Origin of the sequence: Alteromonas sp. AO-Serp (assembly GCF_017849675.1) — a bacterium.
Taxonomy (GTDB): Bacteria; Pseudomonadota; Gammaproteobacteria; order Enterobacterales; family Alteromonadaceae; genus Alteromonas; species Alteromonas macleodii.
Genome location: NZ_JAFLMX010000105.1, coordinates 1 through 19,444 on the forward strand (window position 1 = coordinate 1; position 19,444 = coordinate 19,444).

A 19,444-nucleotide genomic window follows, 5' to 3' on the forward strand; every position below is an offset into this window, starting at 1 on the left:
GCGGCTTTGTCTTTAATTTGAGAAACTACAATGCCCTCGTCTGCCTCGCAATCCGAAACGGATGCGTAAGGGTCTCGCATACTCGTAGGAAGCGGTCGCTGTGCGCTAACCATCATGCCGTTGTTGCCTAATGCATAAACCTTAGACTCAGAACCAATTAGAATTGAATTAAGTGTGCTAGTGGAACAGGTTTGTACATACTCCCACTCACCTTCATTTCTGTTTACAAATATGTTTCCGCGAAGGCCCACGGCGAGTACGGTATTTTCATCAAGCGGCTTAATATCGAAAAAAGACCCAGTATAGTCGACGTAATATCGCTCCCACGATTCGCCCATATTGTTACTTTTTGCTAGCAGTCCAGCTTCACCAGCCAGGTAAAGCGTATCACCGTCAAGGGTAACTCGATTTAAATGGGGTAAAATAGACTCAAGCTCTTGCTGATAGAATTCTTCGTTTTCTTTGCGGATGTCTTCTAGATACTCTTGATCCATTGGGTCAAGTAAACTGGCATGACGCTCAGCATTCCACGTTTTGCCTCCGTCTAATGTGCGGTAGAACAAGCCGTAAGCGCCTGTAGCAATACCTTGCTTTTCGTCAAAGAATAATACGTCTAAAAATGGGCGCTGGAGTTCGGGTTGGAAATTTTGAATCTCCCACGTCTCGCCTTTATCTGAAGAATGAAGAATGACAGCGTCGTGGCCCACTGCCCAAATATTATCGCCTACAACAGTTGTCGCTGTAAGCGTTGATTGTGTTGGTACGGCTTTTTGAGTAAATGCCTCACCATCCTCTGAAACTAACACGTGACCGCGTTCACCGACAATAACGACAAATGTATCAGCGTCTATGTCCAAAAGAACCGATTGCTCAACCAATGGTGCCATGAATGCTTCTTCGGCGATTGCAGTTGTAGAGTAATTAACTGCGAAAGTGGCGGCAATGCACGCTGCAATGGTTTTTTTCATAATTAACCATTCCCCCTATTTATAATTGTCTGCATACAAAAACGGCTGGCAATTGCCAACCGTTTGTTGTTTAAGGCGATTAGCGCATACCTTCTCGTCGTAACGCCTGAGGTGTGAATTCCACATCTCGTGGGCGTACGGTGAAGTCGTACATCTCTTCTTCGTTATCGAGGCCAATGGCCAGGTAACGACGAGAGTTCAAGTCATGGTACACATCCAGCGTAGACCACTGGGTAGGTACTTCATAATAGTTCACACCATACGCTACACCAACACGATAAAGTTCGCCACGATTATCATACATATCAGCAACTTGAATTTGCCAGCTATCTTCATCAATGAAGAATACACGCTTTTGATAAATATGACGGAAACCGTCTTTCAATGTGGCTTCTACTTCCCAAACGCGGTGTTTTTCCCAACGTGTTAGGTCTGGATTAACGTGATTTGGCTTTAAGATGTCATCGTACTTCGCATTATCTGAATGAAGTGCATAGTTGTTGTATGCAACGAACATTTCTTTCTTACCCACTAACTTCCAGTTGTAACGGTTTGGTGAGCCGTTAAACATATCAAAGTCATCGGTAGTACGAAGGCCATCAGCTGCAGTTCCAGGTGTATCATAAGCAATGTTTGGTGCTAGACGTACACGGCGCTGACCCGTGTTGTAGGTCCATGCTTTACGCGGCTCTTTTACTTGGTCAACTGTTTCATGTACAAGCAGCGCTGTACCCGCCAAACGAGCTGGCTTTGTTACTTTTTGTTTAAACATGAAAAGAACGTTTTCGTCAGTAAGCTTTTCTGGTGTAGCACCTTCCTCTGCGTACTTAATTAATAACTGCTCGTCAAAACCAATTACGTTGTAATCACCGCCAGTTGTTACTGCAGCTTGACCACCATTACGCTGAACCGCTTCACCGCGATAGCGAAGTATATGGTTCCAAATAGCTTCAAGACCATTTTGTGGAATTGGGAACGGAATACCGAGAACAGCCCCTTTAATTCCGTTACCGCCGTCTAGTAGCTCCGCGCTAGTTGCATTTACCTTAGTTGCGTCGTAGATAGCCTGTGGATTAGACGCAGAACGACGCGTTGGGTAAACCGGCATACGGAAGGTTTCAGGGTAAGCTTCGAAAAGCTTTTTCTGACCTTCAGATAGAAAGTCCGCATATTCTTTATAGTTTTGTGCCGTGATTTCAAATAGCACTTTATCTTCAGGGTACGGGTCTGGATGGTGATCACCCACTGTGTAGCCCGCTGGTGCTGAAGTTATACCGCCAGTCCACGCTGGGATACTGCCGTCTGCATTACCTGCTTTCATAGCGCCCAGTGGCGTCAATTCGTTACCTAGTTTATTGGCATCTGCGTCAGACACCTTTGCCATCGCGCTTGCACCTGACAGAGCAAGTGACAAAGCCGCAGCGATAATTCCTACTTTTCTAATCATAAATACCACTCTTAGATTGCATATTTGATGTTAAATGAAACGAAGTCTCTGTCTGATAGCGCATTAGTAGTACCAATACCGCCCCAGAAAGCGCTGTACGACGCTGTTGCTGACCACTTGCTTAGGTAGTCGAACGTCAATGAAATTGCAGCAGACTTAACATCTTCTGTGAAAAGGAATAGAGGGTCTGGTGTTGTACCCTCTACATCGTGAGAGAATGTTGCACGAGCACGTAAGTTAATTCCGGCCATGACGTCGTTGTAATCAGCGACAGCAAGTAAGCGGTAACCCCACGCATCGTCTGTAGCAAACGGGTTAGTCTCTGGTCCGTCTGATAGCGCTTGGTGTAAACCTTCACGACTATTGCCATTGATAGGCTCTAGTGACGGCGTACGTGCTGTACCAGGCGCATTTAAGCGAATTACGTTCGGATCTGGCATATCTACAACGTTCACATAACCTACTTCGCCTAACAGTACGAAGTTGTCAGAGCCAAATTTAGGGCCAAACACGTGTGAGGCAGTAAACTGCATTTGCCATGTATCAGAGAATAGATAACCTTCCGCTGTTTCGCCTGGGCCTACTGCTCTTCCGATATTGTTTAGCTGTGAAATACCTTCTAAATCTGGACGTAGCCCAGCATTCGCTAGCTGCTCTGGCATACCCATGTAAAGCAATTCAACATCATCGATTTGAAGCGGCTCATCTACACGGTAAGCAAATTCACCCGCAAGAGCCGTAGTACCGATGTTAGTGTTAAAGCTCATACCATAAAGTTTGATATCTTCTGGGTAGAAGAACTCTGACTGTGTAAATGCACCCAGTTCAGTGATGTTGTCGCGAGTAACGGTATTAGACGCTAGGAACGCGAGATCCGCGCCAATTCCTTCAGCAGTAAAATCGGATGTCTTACCTGAGATAAGCGGGCGTTGGCTGTGGTAATTGATGTGATAGAAACTAAACTCTGTTTCATTCAAATTCTCAGCAAACCACGTCAAGCGTAAACCGTATTGACCCTGATCGTCCGCGTCATTGTGCGCTTCGTCAGAAAAACCGCGGATAGCCACTTTGGTTGGATAAGCAAGGTATGCTTGCGAAATGTCAGCTGGATTAGCGCCAGAGCGAAGCAAATCGCCATATCCGTTTAACGCAGTGAGAAGGTGATCTAAGTCGATGTCTGGGTTACCGCTGAAACCAAGCTGGATATTTTGGCGTTGACCGCCCTCACCTGCAAAGTCGTTGCCCGCGAAGTAGCTGCCAGAAACTGGAAGCCAGCTGCGCTGCCATTCGTACTGGTAATAACCAGAAATACTCACTGTGTCAGTCAAACCTAAAGACGCGTACACCATCCCTACTGGAAGGAATACTTCTTTAAGTTCTGCACCTGGAGCACGAGCTCGTGTTACATCAACAGGGTTCGTTGTGTTAATACCGTGCTGGATGAATGTACTTTCACCCCAACTGATCACCTGACGGCCTACACGAAGCGTAAGTGGTTTGTCGCCAATCCACCAGTCGCCATAGAAGAATGCGTCGTAAAGACGTACATCGGTACACAGTAGGTCTTCTGCTTCAGGGTCTTGACACAAGTCGTATTGGTTACCCGTTATTGGGTTAGAGTATGGACGGTCGCCGTCCATTTGCTCAAAGTCGTAGAACCAGAAACCACGGGCGAAGAAACCATAGTCGCCAAAATTGATATCTAATTCATGAGTACCTGAAATTTGCGTTGCAAACGCGTCACCTGGATCGTGTGCAAGGTTACCAAGGTCACCATTGGTGGAATAACCGCCATCTGCTAAACCCCACACGTCGCCACTTGGGTATAAAGGGTTGAAAGCTGCGTGATAACCGCTCCAGTCGAATTGAGGATGGTTACTGTTACCTATAAGGTCGTAATCTCTTGCCTCTGTTCGAATACTTGTAGCTAATGTAAATGTTGAATCTAAAGAAATACTTACATCACCCACTTGCCAATTCGCAGCGTGTGCTGGTACTGCAGCAGCACCTAGCAGTGAGAGAACTCCCGCTGCTACCGGTGATATCTTAAAAGCGCTAGGCCCGTTTTTCATATTTTTATACTCCCAAGTCGATGTGACTTAATACGTGACATCATGACCAACCATAACGATTAACAAAATCATTACATCATTTTGCCATAACCGCAAGAACTAATCCTACCAGTTAACAAAATTTACAACATTAGTCGTATCAAATAGTTATTGCTTTATTGTGAGTATAAAAGGCATTTATAAACTTGCAGGAAAAATGTACAAAAATATTGCGAAACTGTTGCGTTAAGTATTTTGGAACGCTCAATGACTAAAGAAAACGCATAAGTGTTACGTATGGGAGTGGTGAAAGCTCGTATACAAGAGAGTAATTCGTCGCGTACAAAAAAGGCTCTATGCGAGCCTTTCAAAGGATTTTATTTTTTTGTTGGCATCAATAATCATCCTAAAACGACCTTTAATACCATCAGACGTAACAAATTGCCTGAGCCGGTTAGTCGGTACTTGGACACTTAGGCCTGATTCACTGACCATGACCACATCTGGCATAGATGGAATATAAAGCACCTCACATTGCTTGTAAGGTGCATTTATTGAAAAGTAAAAAACCGAGTCAGTTTGGCTAATGCTTGTCATAAGCAAGGCTTTTACTTACTTTTTCAAACAAATCTTTACTTAAACCTTTGTGATTAAGCAAACGGCCAAGCTGTTGCTTCATATGAACCTGATGCTCGCTTGCAAAGCCCTGCCATTGCGTCAGTGGCGTTACAATACGGGCGGCAACCTGTGGGTTGACCGCATCGAGCTTAAGTAAGTAGTCGGTTACAAATTTATATCCACTGCCATCGAGTGCATGAAACCTTTCGCTGTTATAGAAAGCGAAGCTACCAATAACAGAACGAACGCGGTTCGGGTTACTCATTGCGAACTGAGGGTGCTCACATAACATTGTGATAGTCGCAAAGATATCGTCTCGATTTTGTGTAGCGTGGAGTGCGAACCATTTGTCTAAAACAAGCGGGTCATGATTCCACGATTCCTCAAACTGAGCCATCAAACTGTCGAAAGTGGTGGAACTACAGTGTTGTGCGCTTCTCAACGCGCCTAGCGTATCTGTCATATTATCAGCGGTTTCAAACTGAGAAATCACAATATGCTCGTGTTGGGGTAACCGCGCTAAGTGTGCAAGCACGACATTTTTGCAGCGACGTTGATTCACCGCTTCTTGCGTGTAGCAATACGCGCTTTTCTCAATATTTTCGAAGACTTGTTTTAGCTCTTTTTCGAGTGCGCGAGCAAACTGGTCGCAGAACGCTTTTCTCGCTTTCGAAAGTGCGGAAACGTTTATATTACTTCGGCTTTGGCACAGTGTCTCAAACGAAGGTATGACTAAACATTCACTCAGCAATTCAAGGTTGTTCTGCTCTTGGGCAATCGCTTGCTTGATACCGTTCCAGATTTCATTGCTGATACCAGACCCCGGCGATTCCTCTAATTGCTTCACACAGCGGTCATACAACGTTTGCATTGCATCCCAACGATTAAATGGATCTTTCGCATGCTTAAATATAGTAAGTAAAGACTCTGTCCCCAATGGGTTTTCTACTTTCGCTGGCGCTGAGAAGTTACCCAATACTACAGGTGTTAAATTAGTAGTTTTGGCTTCTACAGTAAAACGCATAGAATCATCTTTTAAAATGACCATGCCGTTTTGAATTAACGACTCGTTGTCTGTATAGCTTTTCCCCTCATCATCAATAATCTCGATATTTACAGGAATATATAGAGGAAGCTTTTCTTTCTGATCGGAGGTTGCAGGTGTGTGCTGTGACAATGTAAAGCTATGCTTAACAATGCCATCATCATCGACCTCAGTGCTGTGTGCGACAGAAATCACTGGCGTACCAGATTGACTATACCAGCGGGTAAACTGGGTTAAATCTAAATCAGTAGCAGTCTGCATTGCTGAAATGAAGTCATCACAGGTGACAGCCTGACCGTCGTGTCTTCTAAAGTACTCGTCCATACCACGTCTGAAGCCGTCAGGCCCCAATAATGTGTGGAACATGCGAATAACTTCAGCGCCTTTGTCATAAACCGTCACCGTGTAGAAGTTGTTCATTTCAATGACTTCTTCTGGACGAATTGGATGACTCATTGCACTCGCATCTTCTGCAAACTGGTGTTCTCGCATAACACGAACGTGCTTTATACGATTACTTAACGCCGAAGTCATATCAGCGCTGAACTGTTGGTCTCTAAATACAGTAAGCCCCTCTTTAAGGCTTAGCTGGAACCAATCGCGACAAGTAACACGGTTGCCGGTCCAGTTGTGGAAGTACTCATGCGCGATAACCGACTCAACATTGAAAAAGTCATCGTCGGTGGCACTTTTTTGATCGGCTAATACAAACTTACTGTTAAATACATTTAAGCCCTTGTTTTCCATCGCTCCCATATTGAAGAAATCGACGGCAACAATCATGTAGATATCTAAGTCGTACTCTAACCCGAACACATCTTCGTCCCACTTCATCGCCCGTTTGAGAGATTCTAATGCGAAAATACCTTGAGATTTTTTGCCTTTATCAACATAAAGCTCTAGCGCAACCTCTTTACCGCTAGTGGTGGTGTAGCTATCGGTAAGTAAATCGAAGTCACCGGCAACTAGAGCAAAAAGGTAGCAAGGTTTTGGATGTGGATCGTGCCATTTAACAAAATGCGCATTTTCGTCAACTTCGCCCTTGTCCACTGGGTTGCCATTGGCCAAAAGCATCGGTACTGATTTGTCGGCAACTACCGTCACTGTGTAGACCGACAAAACATCCGGGCGGTCCATGAAGTACGTAATGCGACGAAACCCTTCCGCTTCACACTGCGTACAATAGGCACCACCTGATAAATACAAGCCTTCCAGCGCTTTGTTGTGCTCAGGGGCAATGGTATTGGTAATTTCTATGACGAACTCATCAAGTTCAGTAACTACGCTTAAAGCGCTATCTGTTACTGTGTATTCATTATCAGATAGATGCGTACCGTTAATAGAAATAGAATCTAGCGATAAATTATCGCCATCAAGTACTAAAGGACTATCGTGCGCGCCATTACGAGTGACGGACAACGTGCTGATAACTTTGGTTTGCGTTGGGTGTAGCGTTATATGTAGGTCAACTGTCGCTATTGAAAAAGCGGGCGGCTGGTAATCCGCCCGGCGTTTAGCTTGAACTGACATAGATCCTCCAGGAAGAAAGCCTACGTGGGTTTAATTGGAACTCTGTGTTAAACCGTATCTTTGCTGTTTACTTCAACATGCGGTGGCGTAATACGTAAAATCTTAATACCTAAATACGCATAAATAACAGCAAGGATCGGGTTGATTACGTTGAAGAATGCATAGAATACGTAATCAAATGGATTGACTAATAAAACACTGTGCATGTAAGCACCACAGGTGTTCCAAGGAATAAGTGGAGACGTAAGTGTGCCGCCGTCTTCAAGGCTTCGAGAAAGATTCAATTGATCTAAACCACGCTTTTTGAATTCTTCTTTGTACATACGGCCTGGCATCACGATTGAAATATACTGATCCGCAGTAACCAGGTTGGTACCAAAACAAGTAAGAATGGTTCGGCTCACCATATCCCCTGCGGATTTTGCACCAATTAATATGGCAGAAACTGCACGCTTTAATAGGCCAACACGCTCTAATACGGCACCAAACGACATTGCACAGATGATCAACCAAATGGTATTTAACATAGAAGACATGCCACCACGAGAAAGCAAGCTATTTAAGTTCTCGTCAGGTGTTGAGAAGCTCACGCCATCGAAAAGCGCAGTCCAAACTACCTTCAACGCACCTACATTCACCGAGTCGTCACCACTTGCCATAGAAGTAACCACATCCCACTGGAATACAACTGCCCAAACGCCACCTAACAAAGCGCCGATAAAAACAGCTGGAAACGCAGGCATCTTTTTAATCGCTAAGGTGAGCAAAACGACAAGGGGGATTAACAAATGCCAACCTAAGTCAAAGGACTCATTTAACAAAAGTTGCATCTGCTCAATGCGTTCTGCTTTGGCTTCACCCACTTCACTAAAGCCTAGTACCGTAAATAGAATAAGCGCAATAACAAAGCTCGGAATCGTCGTCCAAAGCATGTAACGAATGTGCTCAAATAAATCCGTGCCCGCAACGGCAGGCGCTAAGTTTGTTGTTTCAGATAAGGGCGAAATTTTATCGCCAAAGTATGCACCTGAAACTACTGCGCCGGCTGTTATGGCTGCCGACATTTCCATACCTGCAGAAACCCCCATTAGCGCAACACCCACAGTCGCCGCGGTAGTCCAAGAACTACCTATACTCATTGCAACAACCGCACAAATCAGACAAGCGGCAGCATAGAAAAACGAGGGGTTAAGCAACTCTAAACCGAAATAGATAAGCGTAGGCACGGTTCCAGCTAGCATCCATGTGCCAATAAGAGAACCTACCGCTAACAGAATCAAGCAGGCACCTAAAGACATTGAGATACCGTCTACAATGCCCTTTTCGATAGTTTTCCAGCTGTAGCCATTTTTCATTCCAATGATAGCAGCTAAGCCCATCGCTAAAAGAAGTGCAATTTGGTTTGGACCGTAAGAAGAGTTATCGGCAAACAAATAAACTGCGCTTCCCATCATTATGACTAACGCAAGAATAGGAAGCATTGCATCGAGAAGTGACGGCGTTTTTATTTCTTTATTCGTCATTGTCGTTTTTTAAAACCTTATTATTGTATTTGTAACGCGTTAAGCGTGCTGTCCGCTTTTTACCAGAATGCTTTAGAAGACTGAGCGGTAGAACATAAGCGCAATGATAACGGGACACACAAAGCGAACGTACCAAGGCCAAATCTTCCAGAAAATGCTGTGTTCAGCAAACTGATCACCTTGTTTAAGTTCATCGAGTATTGCATCTCTGCGCCACACCCAACCTGCGAAAATACACAAGGCGAGTCCTAGTAACGGTTGGCTATACTCGGTAGTTAATGCGATAACAAAGCCGAACAAGGTTTCAAAATTTAAGATGATGATGCAGCTTAATACAAAGATGACCGATGCCATTAATAACACGGCCTTTTTACGTTGAAGACCTTTACTTTCTACCATAAACGCAACGGGAACTTCCAACATTGAAATTGAAGACGTGACGGCAGCAATCGCCATTAGCGCGAAAAAGGTAAAAGCAACGAAAAGACCTACGCTACCAATGGTATCAAACAGTGCTGGTAGTACTTTGAAAATCAGCGTATCACCTTGGATTAACGCGCCTTCAGGTGTGAAGATTTCAACGCCGTTGTTTAATGCAACGTACATGGCCGGGATAATAAGCATACCCGCAATAACCGCAACACCGATATCGACAAGCGCTACCGACGCACCAATGCTTGGTAGATTTTCATTTTTACTTAAGTATGAACCATAAACCAGCATGGTACCCACACCTAAAGACATTGAGAAAAAGGCTTGTCCCATGGCGTTAATTAATAAGTCTGGGTCTAGAACGCGAGAGAAGTCAGGTACTAAATATGCTGACCAACCTTCTACGGCACCAGGCTGTAGGCTCACATAAACAATCAGTGCAAGAATGAGAATAACCAATGTAGGCATCAAACGCACCGACCACTTCTCAATGCCTGACTTTACACCACCGACAACGATAAATGCAGTTAAGCCCATGAATAAGAAGCAGAAAATAATGTTACGCGTAACTGATGAAGTGAGTAGCCAGTCGCTAGCACTCGTAAATCCCACCATGCTAACGGCTGCATCGGCGAAATAAACCAGCATCCATCCGCCTACAATAGCGTAGAATGCAAGGATAAGTGACACGGTAACACAGCCCCAAATGCCCGTTAGCCTTCCGACGAAATTGCCTGATATTTTACCTAAAGCGTCAACCATATTCGAACGTGAACTACGACCGATTATAAGTTCTGCCATAAGTACGGGATAAGCGAGTACAAAAGCCAGCAGTAAGTATACGAGAACAAATGCTGCGCCGCCGTTACTTGCTACCTTTGTAGGAAAGCCCCAAATATTACCTAGTCCTACTGCCGAGCCTGCCGCTGCTAGCACGAACCCTATTCGAGAGGAAAATTCACCTCTGATAGCCATGTTATTTCCCTTTATTATTGTTTTAATAATTTATAGACACAAAAAAAGGGCTGGCCCTAGACCAGCCCTTTTTTCTAATCACTTAATTTCTTGTGATAGCGTAACGGCCTGTTTCGATCATATCGAAAGTAATATTGGCTGCCTCGTCCAAGAATGGATCTAATTCTTCCATATCTTCAGGTAGGTCGTCCAATGTTGTGACAGTTTCCATTCCCAATCGCTGTAAACGTTCGTTAGCACGAGCAAGCGACTTCTCTTCCGCCTCTTTCTTCTCGCCTTCACGTACAGATTTAACTAATGAGATGAAGTTCTTGTCTTTATTTTCCTTATATTCCTTTATGTCGTCTTGGATATAAGAAAACTCAGGATCTTGTAAAATACGTTTGTTGTGCTTCGCTGTTAAAACATCAAGCGCAGCAGTACCGTCTGCAAACGTCGTATAGTTAGCGCGATTGATACTGTCCCATGGCAACGCATTTTCCGCTTGGCTTTCTCCCCATTCAGCTGGTTCAACTGCCGATGGATAAAGAATATCAGGAATAACGCCTTTATGCTGTGTGCTGCCGCCGTCAATGCGATAGAACTTGGCGATAGTAAACTGAACACTACCTAATGGGTTGTCGTAAAGGTCATAAATTTTACCTAAACCGCGATGCTGCTGCACTGTCCCTTTCCCGAAGGTTTGTTCACCTACGATGAGAGCACGGTTGTAGTCTTGCATCGCTGCCGCAAAAATCTCTGAAGCAGATGCGCTATATCTGTCAACTAATACGGTTAACGGGCCATCGTAAGCCACTTCGCCATCTGTATCACGGTTAACGCTAACTTTGCTTTGACCGTATCGAATTTGAACCACCGGGCCTTTTTCGATAAATAGGCCAGTGAGTAACGTTGCTTCGGTTAGAGAACCACCGCCATTACCGCGCAAGTCTACGATAACGCCTTTAACGTTTTGCGCTTTCAAGCTTTCTATTTCTTTAGCAACATCCATACTAAGGTTGTTGTAAAAACTTGGAATGGTGATTACACCTAGAGGTTCACCCGCGTGAGGACCTGTCTCTGGCACATATACTTCCGATTTGGCTGCGCGATCTTCTAACTTAATTTTATCGCGAGTAAGGCTAACGACCGACGTGGTTTTCGCGTCCGTGGCTCCTTTTTCAACCTGTAGACGAACAGTACTTCCTTTCGGGCCTTTAATTAACTCAACCACTTCGTCCAATCGCCAACCAATCACATCAACAAACTCTTCGTCGTCTTGTGCTACGCCAACAATTTTATCTTCTGGTTTTATTGCGCCAGACTCGTCTGCAGGACCGCCAGGTACAACGCTTTTGATTACCGTGTAATCATCTTCGCTTTGCAATACTGCACCAATACCTTCGAACGACAAGTTCATGTCCATTTGAAAACGTTCAGCGTTACGCGGAGATAAGTAACTGGTGTGAGCTTCAATTGTACGTGCGAATGCATTCATTGCAGTTTGAAAAACGTCTTCGCTCTTTGCTTGCTTAGTGCGCTTAATCGCTCGTGTATAGCGTTTGGTAAGAAGCTCTTTCGCCTCTTCCCACGTTTTGTCTGCAAGTATTAGATTTAACGCGTCGTATTTAACGCGTTGACGCCAAATTTCATCCAGCTCAGCTTTATTGGCTGGCCATTCAGCATCTTCTCTGTCGTAAAAGAACTTATCGCCTTCTTTTTCAAAGTCGAACGGGCCTTTCTCTAACAGTGCAAGTGCAAATTCATAACGCTCAATGCGTCGTTTTGCGCTTACGTTATACATATCATAGGCAACAGAGAGGTTGCCTTTACTCAGCGCATCATCAAACAATGTGCGGTATTTCTCAAAACCCACAACATCAGACAGCAATAACACTTGTTTATTGTGATCTAATGAATCGATGAAGCGCTGGTAAACTCTAGCTGAGAGTGCATCATCCAACGAAATTTCCTTGTAGTGCGCCCTGGTAAAGAGTGCGCTTACTCGCTTAGCTGCAACACTGTGTTGAGATTCCTGTTGTAAAATGGGAAGCTCGTCTACCTCTGGTGTTGACGTAACTGCGCCTGCTCCTACCCCAACGGTAAGAAAAGCACTGGCGATGGAAATTCGAAGGATGTCTCTCATATTTTACGACCTCTTGGAGCGTGCCAAACGTAAAGCGTCTGCGTTTACTTTAACTACCATGCCTGAGTCTAATTGAACGTGAATGCCATCTTTAGCTACTTCGGTAATTACTGCAGGCATAGGTGCTTTACCTAATTTAACGGTAACTTGCGTACCTTGCTGTAAATCGCTATCTGTCAATTTCGCAGGTGGTGTATTGTTTGGTCTGTTATTTTTCGGTTTAGTTCCGCGCTTAGTATCAGCATGGTCCGAATTTGCAGATTTTTCACCTTTTGGACGATTAAATTGACGTTTATCTTTTCGCTTAGGCTGCTGAGCTAGCTTAGCTTTGCGCTTTTCAGCTGCTTTTGCTTTGCTTTCTTCTAACTGCTGCTGCGCATGATCAGCGTGTTCTTTTTCAATTGCATCGCCTTCAACGCCGTCTAAATCTACACGGTTTGCACCTTCTTTGATGCTATGAAGATAGCGCCAGCTGTTGGTGTAATGTCGTAGTGTAGAACGAAGTAAGGTTTTGCTAACGCGTTCCTCTTCTTCTAAACGTGTGGCAAGATCTTGAAAAATACCGATCTTAAGTGGGCGGGCCTCGCCTTCAATGCTAAAACATTTCGGAAAGGTCTCTGCAAGGAAAGCTATCACTTCCTTACTGTTGGTAAACTTCTCTGGTGATTCCATTAACTTTCTAAATTATTCAGGAGATTTCATCGTTACTTGCATCATCCCAAGTTGCCAGCGTGTGGTCAACCCAATCAAGCAATTCGTCGTCATCTATTTCTAATAAATGCTTATCTTGTTGCCAAGATTCCCATGCGTAGTGCAAAATTTGCTCTAAACGCTGTGTTTCAATATCTTCTTCTGCATTGTCGTACACCGCATGTAAGATGAAATTTAAACGTTCAGATGCCTCATCTGGGTCATCATGAAAGTCTTCCATGTCCTCATACGTGGATAAAACAACGTGAATATCAACACTGGATTTCATAATTATTTCTGCGAATCCATAAGAATTTGAGCAATTTCAACGAGCCCTTTTTCGTCTTCTTCGGTAAAGCGTTCAAAAACAGGGCTGTCGATATCAAGTACGCCAACCAGCACATCGTTTAGCACTAGTGGAACAACAATCTCAGAGTTTGACGCAGCATCGCAGGCAATGTGTCCTTCGAACTGATGAACGTCTGCTATACGCTGAACAGTTCTGGTACTTGCACTCGTTCCGCAAACGCCTTTTCCAAGTGGAATGCGAATACATGCTGGTTGCCCCTGGAATGGACCGAGTACCAACTGCTCTTCTTTATAAAGGTAAAAACCTGCCCAATTCACCTCTTCGAGGCTATTGAAAAGCAGCGCACTTATATTTGCCATGTTAGCGATAAGATCGTGCTCGCCAGAAACCAAGCTCTTTGCTTGGTTTATTAACTGACCGTACTGTTGTTCTTTCAAACGAATTTCCTGCTATTGAACAATGTTAAAAGACACATTAACACGCGCTTCTATGCGCTCTTGGCCAGGTAAAGACATAGACATGTCTTTGGCAAAAGCTTCTGCACGCATTACTGGAATCGGCATATTGCCACCAGATTCTGAGATTGCAACAACTTCACCTACTTCAATCTCTAATTCTTTTGCTAATAACTGTGCACGTTGCTTTGCGTCTTTTACCGCAGAGATAAGTGCTTTTTGATAGGCATCGCCTTCACCAACTGAAATAAAGTTGAATTGTTGTATGCGATCAACACCTCGTTTAAGCACGCCATCTAATACTTTGTCATAAGTTTCAAGGTCAGTAGATGTGACGGTGATATCTCGTGACAACGTGAAACCTTCTTGCTGACGGCCTTGAGGCGTATTGATATAGCGAGGTTGTAAGCGTACTTGCATACTCTGAATGTGCTTTTCATCTATACCTTGATTAAGCAAGAACTTAACAATAGAGCGGAGGTCCGAATCAAGCTGAGTGTTCAGTTTACCTACCGTATTACCTTCTTCTTCAACAACGAGTGTGACTGAATAAGCGTTTGGTGTCACTTCTACCGCTCCTACGCCTTGCACATTTATAACCGCTTCTTGTGCGGCCTGTGCAAAAACCATTGGTGCAGATAAGGCAATAAATGATGATGCTAACAATGCTTTTTTAACTACACTTTTAGCTGTCGAATAAGTATTAGTACGCGTGATCATTTTCATAGAGATTCCTTTTTTATGGTGCCTTTTAATTACGTTACCTAAAGGATAAATGTTTAAAACTGAATAGTTTATGAATATACGCAATAAACGAAATCTTAGCACTGAACTAAGACGAGAAGAGATATAACTTCGCCGAGATGCGCTTTTTATGAGGCAAGACCCAAAAATGGATAAGTAATACCAGTCAACTTGATGTAGTGCCACTATACCTGCGGTAACACGACGTGATTACGAAGATTTTAAATCTCACTGAGTGGGTAATGATCTATGCGGACTGATATCAAAGCGCTATGTTAAATGGGTTTTATATGCTAAACGGCTAAAAGCCAACCGTTCAGCTAAGCATCTCGCTGAACGTGTTGACCGAAAAGATTAAAAGGCGCTAGGCGTTTTACTTAAGCACAGTGCGCAACGCAGCAAGGCAGTGATCGATATTACGGGGTTTACATGCGTATCCCATAAGACCAATTCGCCATACTTTACCGGCATGATCGCCTAAACCGGCGCCGATTTCTAAATTAAAATCTTCAAGCAATTGCTTGCGAACGGCAGCATCGTCTACGCCGTCTGGAATTTTAACTACATTTAATTGAGGCAAACGATAAGCACTGTCTACCGTTAGCTCTAACCCAAGTTCACTTAAACCCTGCGCAAGTTTTTCATGACCCAATGCATGACGCTGCCACGCATTTTCTAAGCCTTCTTCTTTTAAAATCAGAAGTGCTTCGTACATAGCGTACATACTGTTGACAGGTGCGGTATGGTGGTAGGCACGCTTGGCGCCCTGCCCCCAATAACCAACAATCAAGTTCATGTCTAGAAACCAGCTTTGCACTTTCGTTTTTCGGTTTTGAATAACGTTAACTGCTCTTTCACTAAATGAAACAGGAGAGATACCCGGCACGCAACTCAAACACTTCTGCGAACCTGAATAAATAGCGTCAATGCTCCAACCGTCAACATCTAACTCGATACCTCCAAGAGAGGTAACTGCATCAACAATGCTAAGACAATCATACTTTTTAGCCAGCTCACAAAGCGCTTTGGCTTCATTGCGTACGCCCGTAGATGTTTCGGCGTGAACAAAGGCAAGGATCTTAATATCCGGATTGGCTTTAAGGGTGTCTTCTACCACATTAAGGTCAGTTTGCTCGCCCCATGTATTGTTGACGGTAATAGCCTCACCACCACAACGCTCTACGTTTTCGACCATTCGATTGCCAAATACGCCGTTAATACACACGAGTACCTTATCGCCTGGTTCTACAAGATTAACAAAACATGCCTCCATTCCTGCTGAGCCCGGAGCAGAAATAGGCATAGTAAGTGCATTCTCAGTTTTAAACGCATACTGTAAAAGCTGCTTGGTTTGGTCCATTAACTCAATGAATAATGGATCGAGATGGCCCAGGGTGGGTCTCGCCATGGCGTTTAAAATTCTGGGGTTAACATCGGATGGTCCTGGACCCATCAAAGTCCGTTCAGGGGGAATAAAAGTAGAAAATGATTGCATAATCCATCCTCGTATTAATGTAAGAGCCTGTTTTTAGAGTCAGTATCACGCATATTTAGCATGAACGTTGACGTCATACTACAAGGATAATGGCATGGTACAACCGTCTGTTTTCAACATAACTTACATGAATGAAAGTAAGTCTATATATTTAAAAAGGGTATATATTAACAACGCTTCATCACGTGGATAAAATGTGTGCAACATGTGGATATAAACTGTACATCTTTTTCTCAAAAAGCATCACATCCGACCAGTTTTTAGTCCATTGATTACTAACGTATAAGTTCTACAATTTAACTGACGTTGAGAGTGTAAGATAAAATTCACACAAAAATTGTTTATAATTTAAACAAATGTATTCTATACTCATTGTCCGTTTAAAAGATTTTATTTAAACTCTCCTGTGTAAAAGTTAGCGCACGGCTCAGCAATGAGCCATTCCCCTAGGCCCGGAACGTTTGTTCTGGGCATTTTTTATTGGGATTCAAAATATCGCGAACAGCCTAGTCTTAAATTTCAGCTATCAATTGGCTGTAATGATGACTTATATGTTTTGGCGTTATCTACGTAATGTTCAGCGGACGCTTTTAGTTTGGGTTCGATCTTCTCATCAAATGTTCTAATGACTTTACCAGGCGCTCCAACTACTAAACTGTAATCTGGAATTTCCATGTTTTCCGTTATCAAAGCGTTAGCGCCAATGATGCAGTACTTTCCAATTTTTGCACCGTTTAATGCGACGGCGTTAATTCCTATCAAGGAATAGTCACCAATCTCGCAGCCGTGAAGCATGACTTTATGTCCTACTGTTACCCCTTCACCTAGCACTAAAGGAATACCTGCATCGGTGTGTAATACGCTGCCATCTTGGATATTCGTATTTTCACCAACGGTTATCTTGTCCATATCGCCGCGTATAACCGCATTGAACCAAACGCTTGAACCCACTTTGAGTTCAACATTACCAATAACATGTGCGCCTGGCGCTATAAACGTACTTTCATCAACCAGCGGTGATGTAGAACCTAATTTGTAGCGCATTACCCTCTCCCTATTCGTCTACTTTTCTCATTAATCCTTCTTGCATGGTTGACGCAACAAGTTCACCATTTTGGTTAAATATTTGTCCGCGTACCAAACCTCTAGAGCCTCCGCTAAAGGGACTCTCCATTGCATACAATAACCATTCGTTCATATTGATTGGGCGGTGGAACCACATAGCATGGTCTATCGTTGCGATTCGAAGTGATTTATCGGTTACCGCAACACCGTGTGGTTGAAGCGACGTACTGAGAAAATGATAATCTGATGCGTAAGCAAGCGCAGCTTGATGAACAGTCAATGATGCATTCATTGTGTCTCTTGCTTTTAACCAAATATAACGCGTCGGTTCGCGTTTCGCTGACTGGTAAGAGTTAGCTGCATCTACCGTGCGGATATCTACAGGTTTATGATAGCTCAACGCTTCTTGCATAGGCCGTGCAATTTTATTGAAGTTAGCTTCATAGAATTCAATGTCAGACTGCACATCTTCCGGCGCAGGCACATCTGGCATTGTTGGGTTTTGATGCTCCATGCCATCTTGAGGAACCTGAAAAGACGCTGTCATGTAGAAAATATTTCTACCATCCTGAATGGCTTTAACCCGTCGAGCAGAGAAACTTCTGCCGTCTCGCACTACTTCAACATCGTAAACTACAGGCTTTTTAGCATCGCCTGGTAGTAAAAAATAAGTGTGGAATGAGTGTGCGACTCTACCAGCCTCCACTGTTTCGTATGCAGCTGCTAACGCTTGCCCCAAAACTTGTCCACCAAACAAGGCGCGGAAGCCTAAATCCCAGCTTTGACCTCGATAGATGCCAGCCTCCACTGTTTCGAGTTCAAAAAGTGACGATAGTTTAATCTCAGACATGTTGTACTTTCTCTTCAATTACTGCTTTTGGGTTTCGCGGGTAGTACTTTTCAGGCAATTTTGCTTTATGCTCGAAAAAGCGCGTATCTTTATAGGGTAACTTCATAAACCCTGAAATGCCTAGCCCTTTTATTTTGGGAATTTGCTGAACGAGTTGCGCTAATAATGCGTGGAAGCGCTCTTCTTGGCTGTGATCAAGCAACGTGTAATAGTTGTGAATTTTCAAATGCCGCGGTAATGCTTCAAATATAATACAACCAGTGTGATGTATTGTATTAAGTTGAACGATGGTATCGATAATCTCCTGAGGCAGCTTTAATAGTTCGTCCGGATCATCGCCATCTTCGAAATATGAGTGAGTCCGGCTTTCATCCTTTTGTGCAGAAACCCGTGATAGCTCGTAGGGAATAAACATACCGCCTGCTGGTTTAAAGTCTTCATCTTCACTTTCGCGTTCAATGTGCAGTGTGTTTTTGGCGTTGAACATACAACATTTGAACACAGCGGGTTTGTGAATAGCCCTTGCTAAATTAATGACATTATTCACTGCTAAATCAAACGCTGCTTTCATTGATTCATCATATAAGTTCAAGCTTGAATCGACATATATACCTTCTGGCTCCCAGCGCACAGCCATACCGCCAACTACAGGGTAACGGCCTAATCTGCTTATTGCTGAAACAAATGCTTTTTCGGTATCCCCCATGCCCTGTAAATAGTTTTTGTAGTAGCGGTCAAATTGCGCATCGTCTATATAACGAAGTTCCTCTACGTCTTTTTCATCTAACGTGTCAGACAGTCTTGCTTGTTGGCGTAGGTAAGATTTTCGAGAGCTGTAAACAACGGTTTCAATATCAGCACGGTTCTGAGTGTGGGCCAGCCATGTAGGGATTAACGGTGTATATTGCGTTGGCTTGTCTTGAGTGAAAACCATATTCTTCAAAACGTGGAGATGATTAAACAGGTAATCTCCGCCTTGTCTTCTCTTTGTAGGATCTTCACTGAGCATGTGCTCAAGGATATTAGCAAGCATTTTGGGAAGGCCAAGGGATGAAGGTGTAATAACCTTACTTCCGTAACGACACGACTGCCCTGATGCCAATGCATATAATGTACTGGCC

At 43.8% G+C, this 19,444-nt stretch carries 15 protein-coding genes and 1 pseudogene; all 16 read right to left on the reverse strand.

Going from position 1 to position 19,444, the window contains the following annotated elements; genetic code table 11:
* A partial coding sequence (locus tag QVA83_RS08120; protein WP_287498337.1) for a WD40/YVTN/BNR-like repeat-containing protein occupies positions 1-968 on the reverse strand: 968 nt, incomplete at its 3' end.
* 79 nt (positions 969-1,047) lie between these two features.
* Positions 1,048-2,415, reverse strand: a complete 1,368-nt coding sequence (locus QVA83_RS08125; protein WP_014949549.1) for a DUF1329 domain-containing protein — start codon at positions 2,413-2,415, stop codon at positions 1,048-1,050.
* An 11-nt stretch (positions 2,416-2,426) separates the two neighbouring features.
* Positions 2,427-4,487: a DUF1302 domain-containing protein gene (locus QVA83_RS08130; RefSeq protein WP_014949548.1), complete on the reverse strand. Its 2,061-nt coding sequence runs from the start codon at positions 4,485-4,487 to the stop codon at positions 2,427-2,429.
* Between the two features lie 333 nt (positions 4,488-4,820).
* Positions 4,821-5,063 (reverse strand): DUF2835 family protein, encoded by a 243-nt coding sequence (locus tag QVA83_RS08135; protein ID WP_014949547.1) that lies wholly within the window; start codon positions 5,061-5,063, stop codon positions 4,821-4,823.
* A complete protein-coding gene (pepN, locus tag QVA83_RS08140) occupies positions 5,050-7,659 on the reverse strand; it encodes an aminopeptidase N (protein WP_278343571.1) in 2,610 nt (869 codons plus the stop codon). The genes QVA83_RS08135 and pepN overlap by 14 nt, the downstream gene beginning before the upstream one ends.
* Positions 7,660-7,706: 47 nt before the next feature.
* Positions 7,707-9,182 carry a Na+/H+ antiporter NhaC gene (gene nhaC / locus QVA83_RS08145; RefSeq protein WP_014979337.1) on the reverse strand — a complete coding sequence of 492 codons (1,476 nt, stop codon included), beginning with the start codon at positions 9,180-9,182 and terminating at the stop codon, positions 7,707-7,709.
* A gap of 72 nt (positions 9,183-9,254) precedes the next feature.
* A complete protein-coding gene (locus tag QVA83_RS08150) occupies positions 9,255-10,589 on the reverse strand; it encodes a sodium-dependent transporter (RefSeq protein WP_014949544.1) in 1,335 nt (444 codons plus the stop codon).
* Between the two features lie 82 nt (positions 10,590-10,671).
* Positions 10,672-12,714: a carboxy terminal-processing peptidase gene (prc, locus tag QVA83_RS08155; protein ID WP_014949543.1), complete on the reverse strand. Its 2,043-nt coding sequence runs from the start codon at positions 12,712-12,714 to the stop codon at positions 10,672-10,674.
* A 3-nt stretch (positions 12,715-12,717) separates the two neighbouring features.
* On the reverse strand, positions 12,718-13,386 hold the full coding sequence (gene proQ, locus QVA83_RS08160; RefSeq protein ID WP_014949542.1) for an RNA chaperone ProQ: 669 nt from the start codon (positions 13,384-13,386) through the stop codon (positions 12,718-12,720).
* A 16-nt stretch (positions 13,387-13,402) separates the two neighbouring features.
* Positions 13,403-13,693 (reverse strand): hypothetical protein, encoded by a 291-nt coding sequence (locus tag QVA83_RS08165; RefSeq protein WP_014949541.1) that lies wholly within the window; start codon positions 13,691-13,693, stop codon positions 13,403-13,405.
* A gap of 2 nt (positions 13,694-13,695) precedes the next feature.
* On the reverse strand, positions 13,696-14,151 hold the full coding sequence (gene msrC, locus QVA83_RS08170) for a free L-methionine (R)-S-oxide reductase MsrC (protein ID WP_014949540.1): 456 nt from the start codon (positions 14,149-14,151) through the stop codon (positions 13,696-13,698).
* A 12-nt stretch (positions 14,152-14,163) separates the two neighbouring features.
* Complete coding sequence (locus QVA83_RS08175; RefSeq protein WP_069944358.1) at positions 14,164-14,895, reverse strand: SIMPL domain-containing protein; 732 nt, start codon at positions 14,893-14,895, stop codon at positions 14,164-14,166.
* A gap of 391 nt (positions 14,896-15,286) precedes the next feature.
* On the reverse strand, positions 15,287-16,408 hold the full coding sequence (locus QVA83_RS08180) for a pyridoxal-phosphate-dependent aminotransferase family protein (RefSeq protein WP_239247201.1): 1,122 nt from the start codon (positions 16,406-16,408) through the stop codon (positions 15,287-15,289).
* A 519-nt stretch (positions 16,409-16,927) separates the two neighbouring features.
* On the reverse strand, positions 16,928-17,452 hold the full coding sequence (locus QVA83_RS08185; RefSeq protein WP_069944356.1) for a gamma carbonic anhydrase family protein: 525 nt from the start codon (positions 17,450-17,452) through the stop codon (positions 16,928-16,930).
* Between the two features lie 10 nt (positions 17,453-17,462).
* Positions 17,463-18,323, reverse strand: a complete 861-nt coding sequence (gene tesB / locus QVA83_RS08190; protein ID WP_014949536.1) for an acyl-CoA thioesterase II — start codon at positions 18,321-18,323, stop codon at positions 17,463-17,465.
* Positions 18,316-19,444, reverse strand: a pseudogene (locus tag QVA83_RS08195) (serine/threonine protein kinase); the annotation flags it as partial. The gene tesB and the pseudogene QVA83_RS08195, both read right to left, overlap by 8 nt.

Excerpts from the sequence above, each read along its gene's own strand:
- QVA83_RS08125 (WP_014949549.1), bottom strand. The coding sequence starts at position 2,415 with ATGATTAGAAAAGTAGGAATTATCGCTGCGGCTTTGTCACTTGCTCTG.
- QVA83_RS08130 (WP_014949548.1), bottom strand. The coding sequence starts at position 4,487 with ATGAAAAACGGGCCTAGCGCTTTTAAGATATCACCGGTAGCAGCGGGA.
- QVA83_RS08135 (WP_014949547.1), bottom strand. The coding sequence starts at position 5,063 with ATGACAAGCATTAGCCAAACTGACTCGGTTTTTTACTTTTCAATAAAT.
- pepN (WP_278343571.1), bottom strand. The coding sequence starts at position 7,659 with ATGTCAGTTCAAGCTAAACGCCGGGCGGATTACCAGCCGCCCGCTTTT.
- nhaC (WP_014979337.1), bottom strand. The coding sequence starts at position 9,182 with ATGACGAATAAAGAAATAAAAACGCCGTCACTTCTCGATGCAATGCTT.
- QVA83_RS08150 (WP_014949544.1), bottom strand. The coding sequence starts at position 10,589 with ATGGCTATCAGAGGTGAATTTTCCTCTCGAATAGGGTTCGTGCTAGCA.
- prc (WP_014949543.1), bottom strand. The coding sequence starts at position 12,714 with ATGAGAGACATCCTTCGAATTTCCATCGCCAGTGCTTTTCTTACCGTT.
- proQ (WP_014949542.1), bottom strand. The coding sequence starts at position 13,386 with ATGGAATCACCAGAGAAGTTTACCAACAGTAAGGAAGTGATAGCTTTC.
- QVA83_RS08165 (WP_014949541.1), bottom strand. The coding sequence starts at position 13,693 with ATGAAATCCAGTGTTGATATTCACGTTGTTTTATCCACGTATGAGGAC.
- QVA83_RS08175 (WP_069944358.1), bottom strand. The coding sequence starts at position 14,895 with ATGAAAATGATCACGCGTACTAATACTTATTCGACAGCTAAAAGTGTA.
- QVA83_RS08180 (WP_239247201.1), bottom strand. The coding sequence starts at position 16,408 with ATGCAATCATTTTCTACTTTTATTCCCCCTGAACGGACTTTGATGGGT.
- QVA83_RS08185 (WP_069944356.1), bottom strand. The coding sequence starts at position 17,452 with ATGCGCTACAAATTAGGTTCTACATCACCGCTGGTTGATGAAAGTACG.
- tesB (WP_014949536.1), bottom strand. The coding sequence starts at position 18,323 with ATGTCTGAGATTAAACTATCGTCACTTTTTGAACTCGAAACAGTGGAG.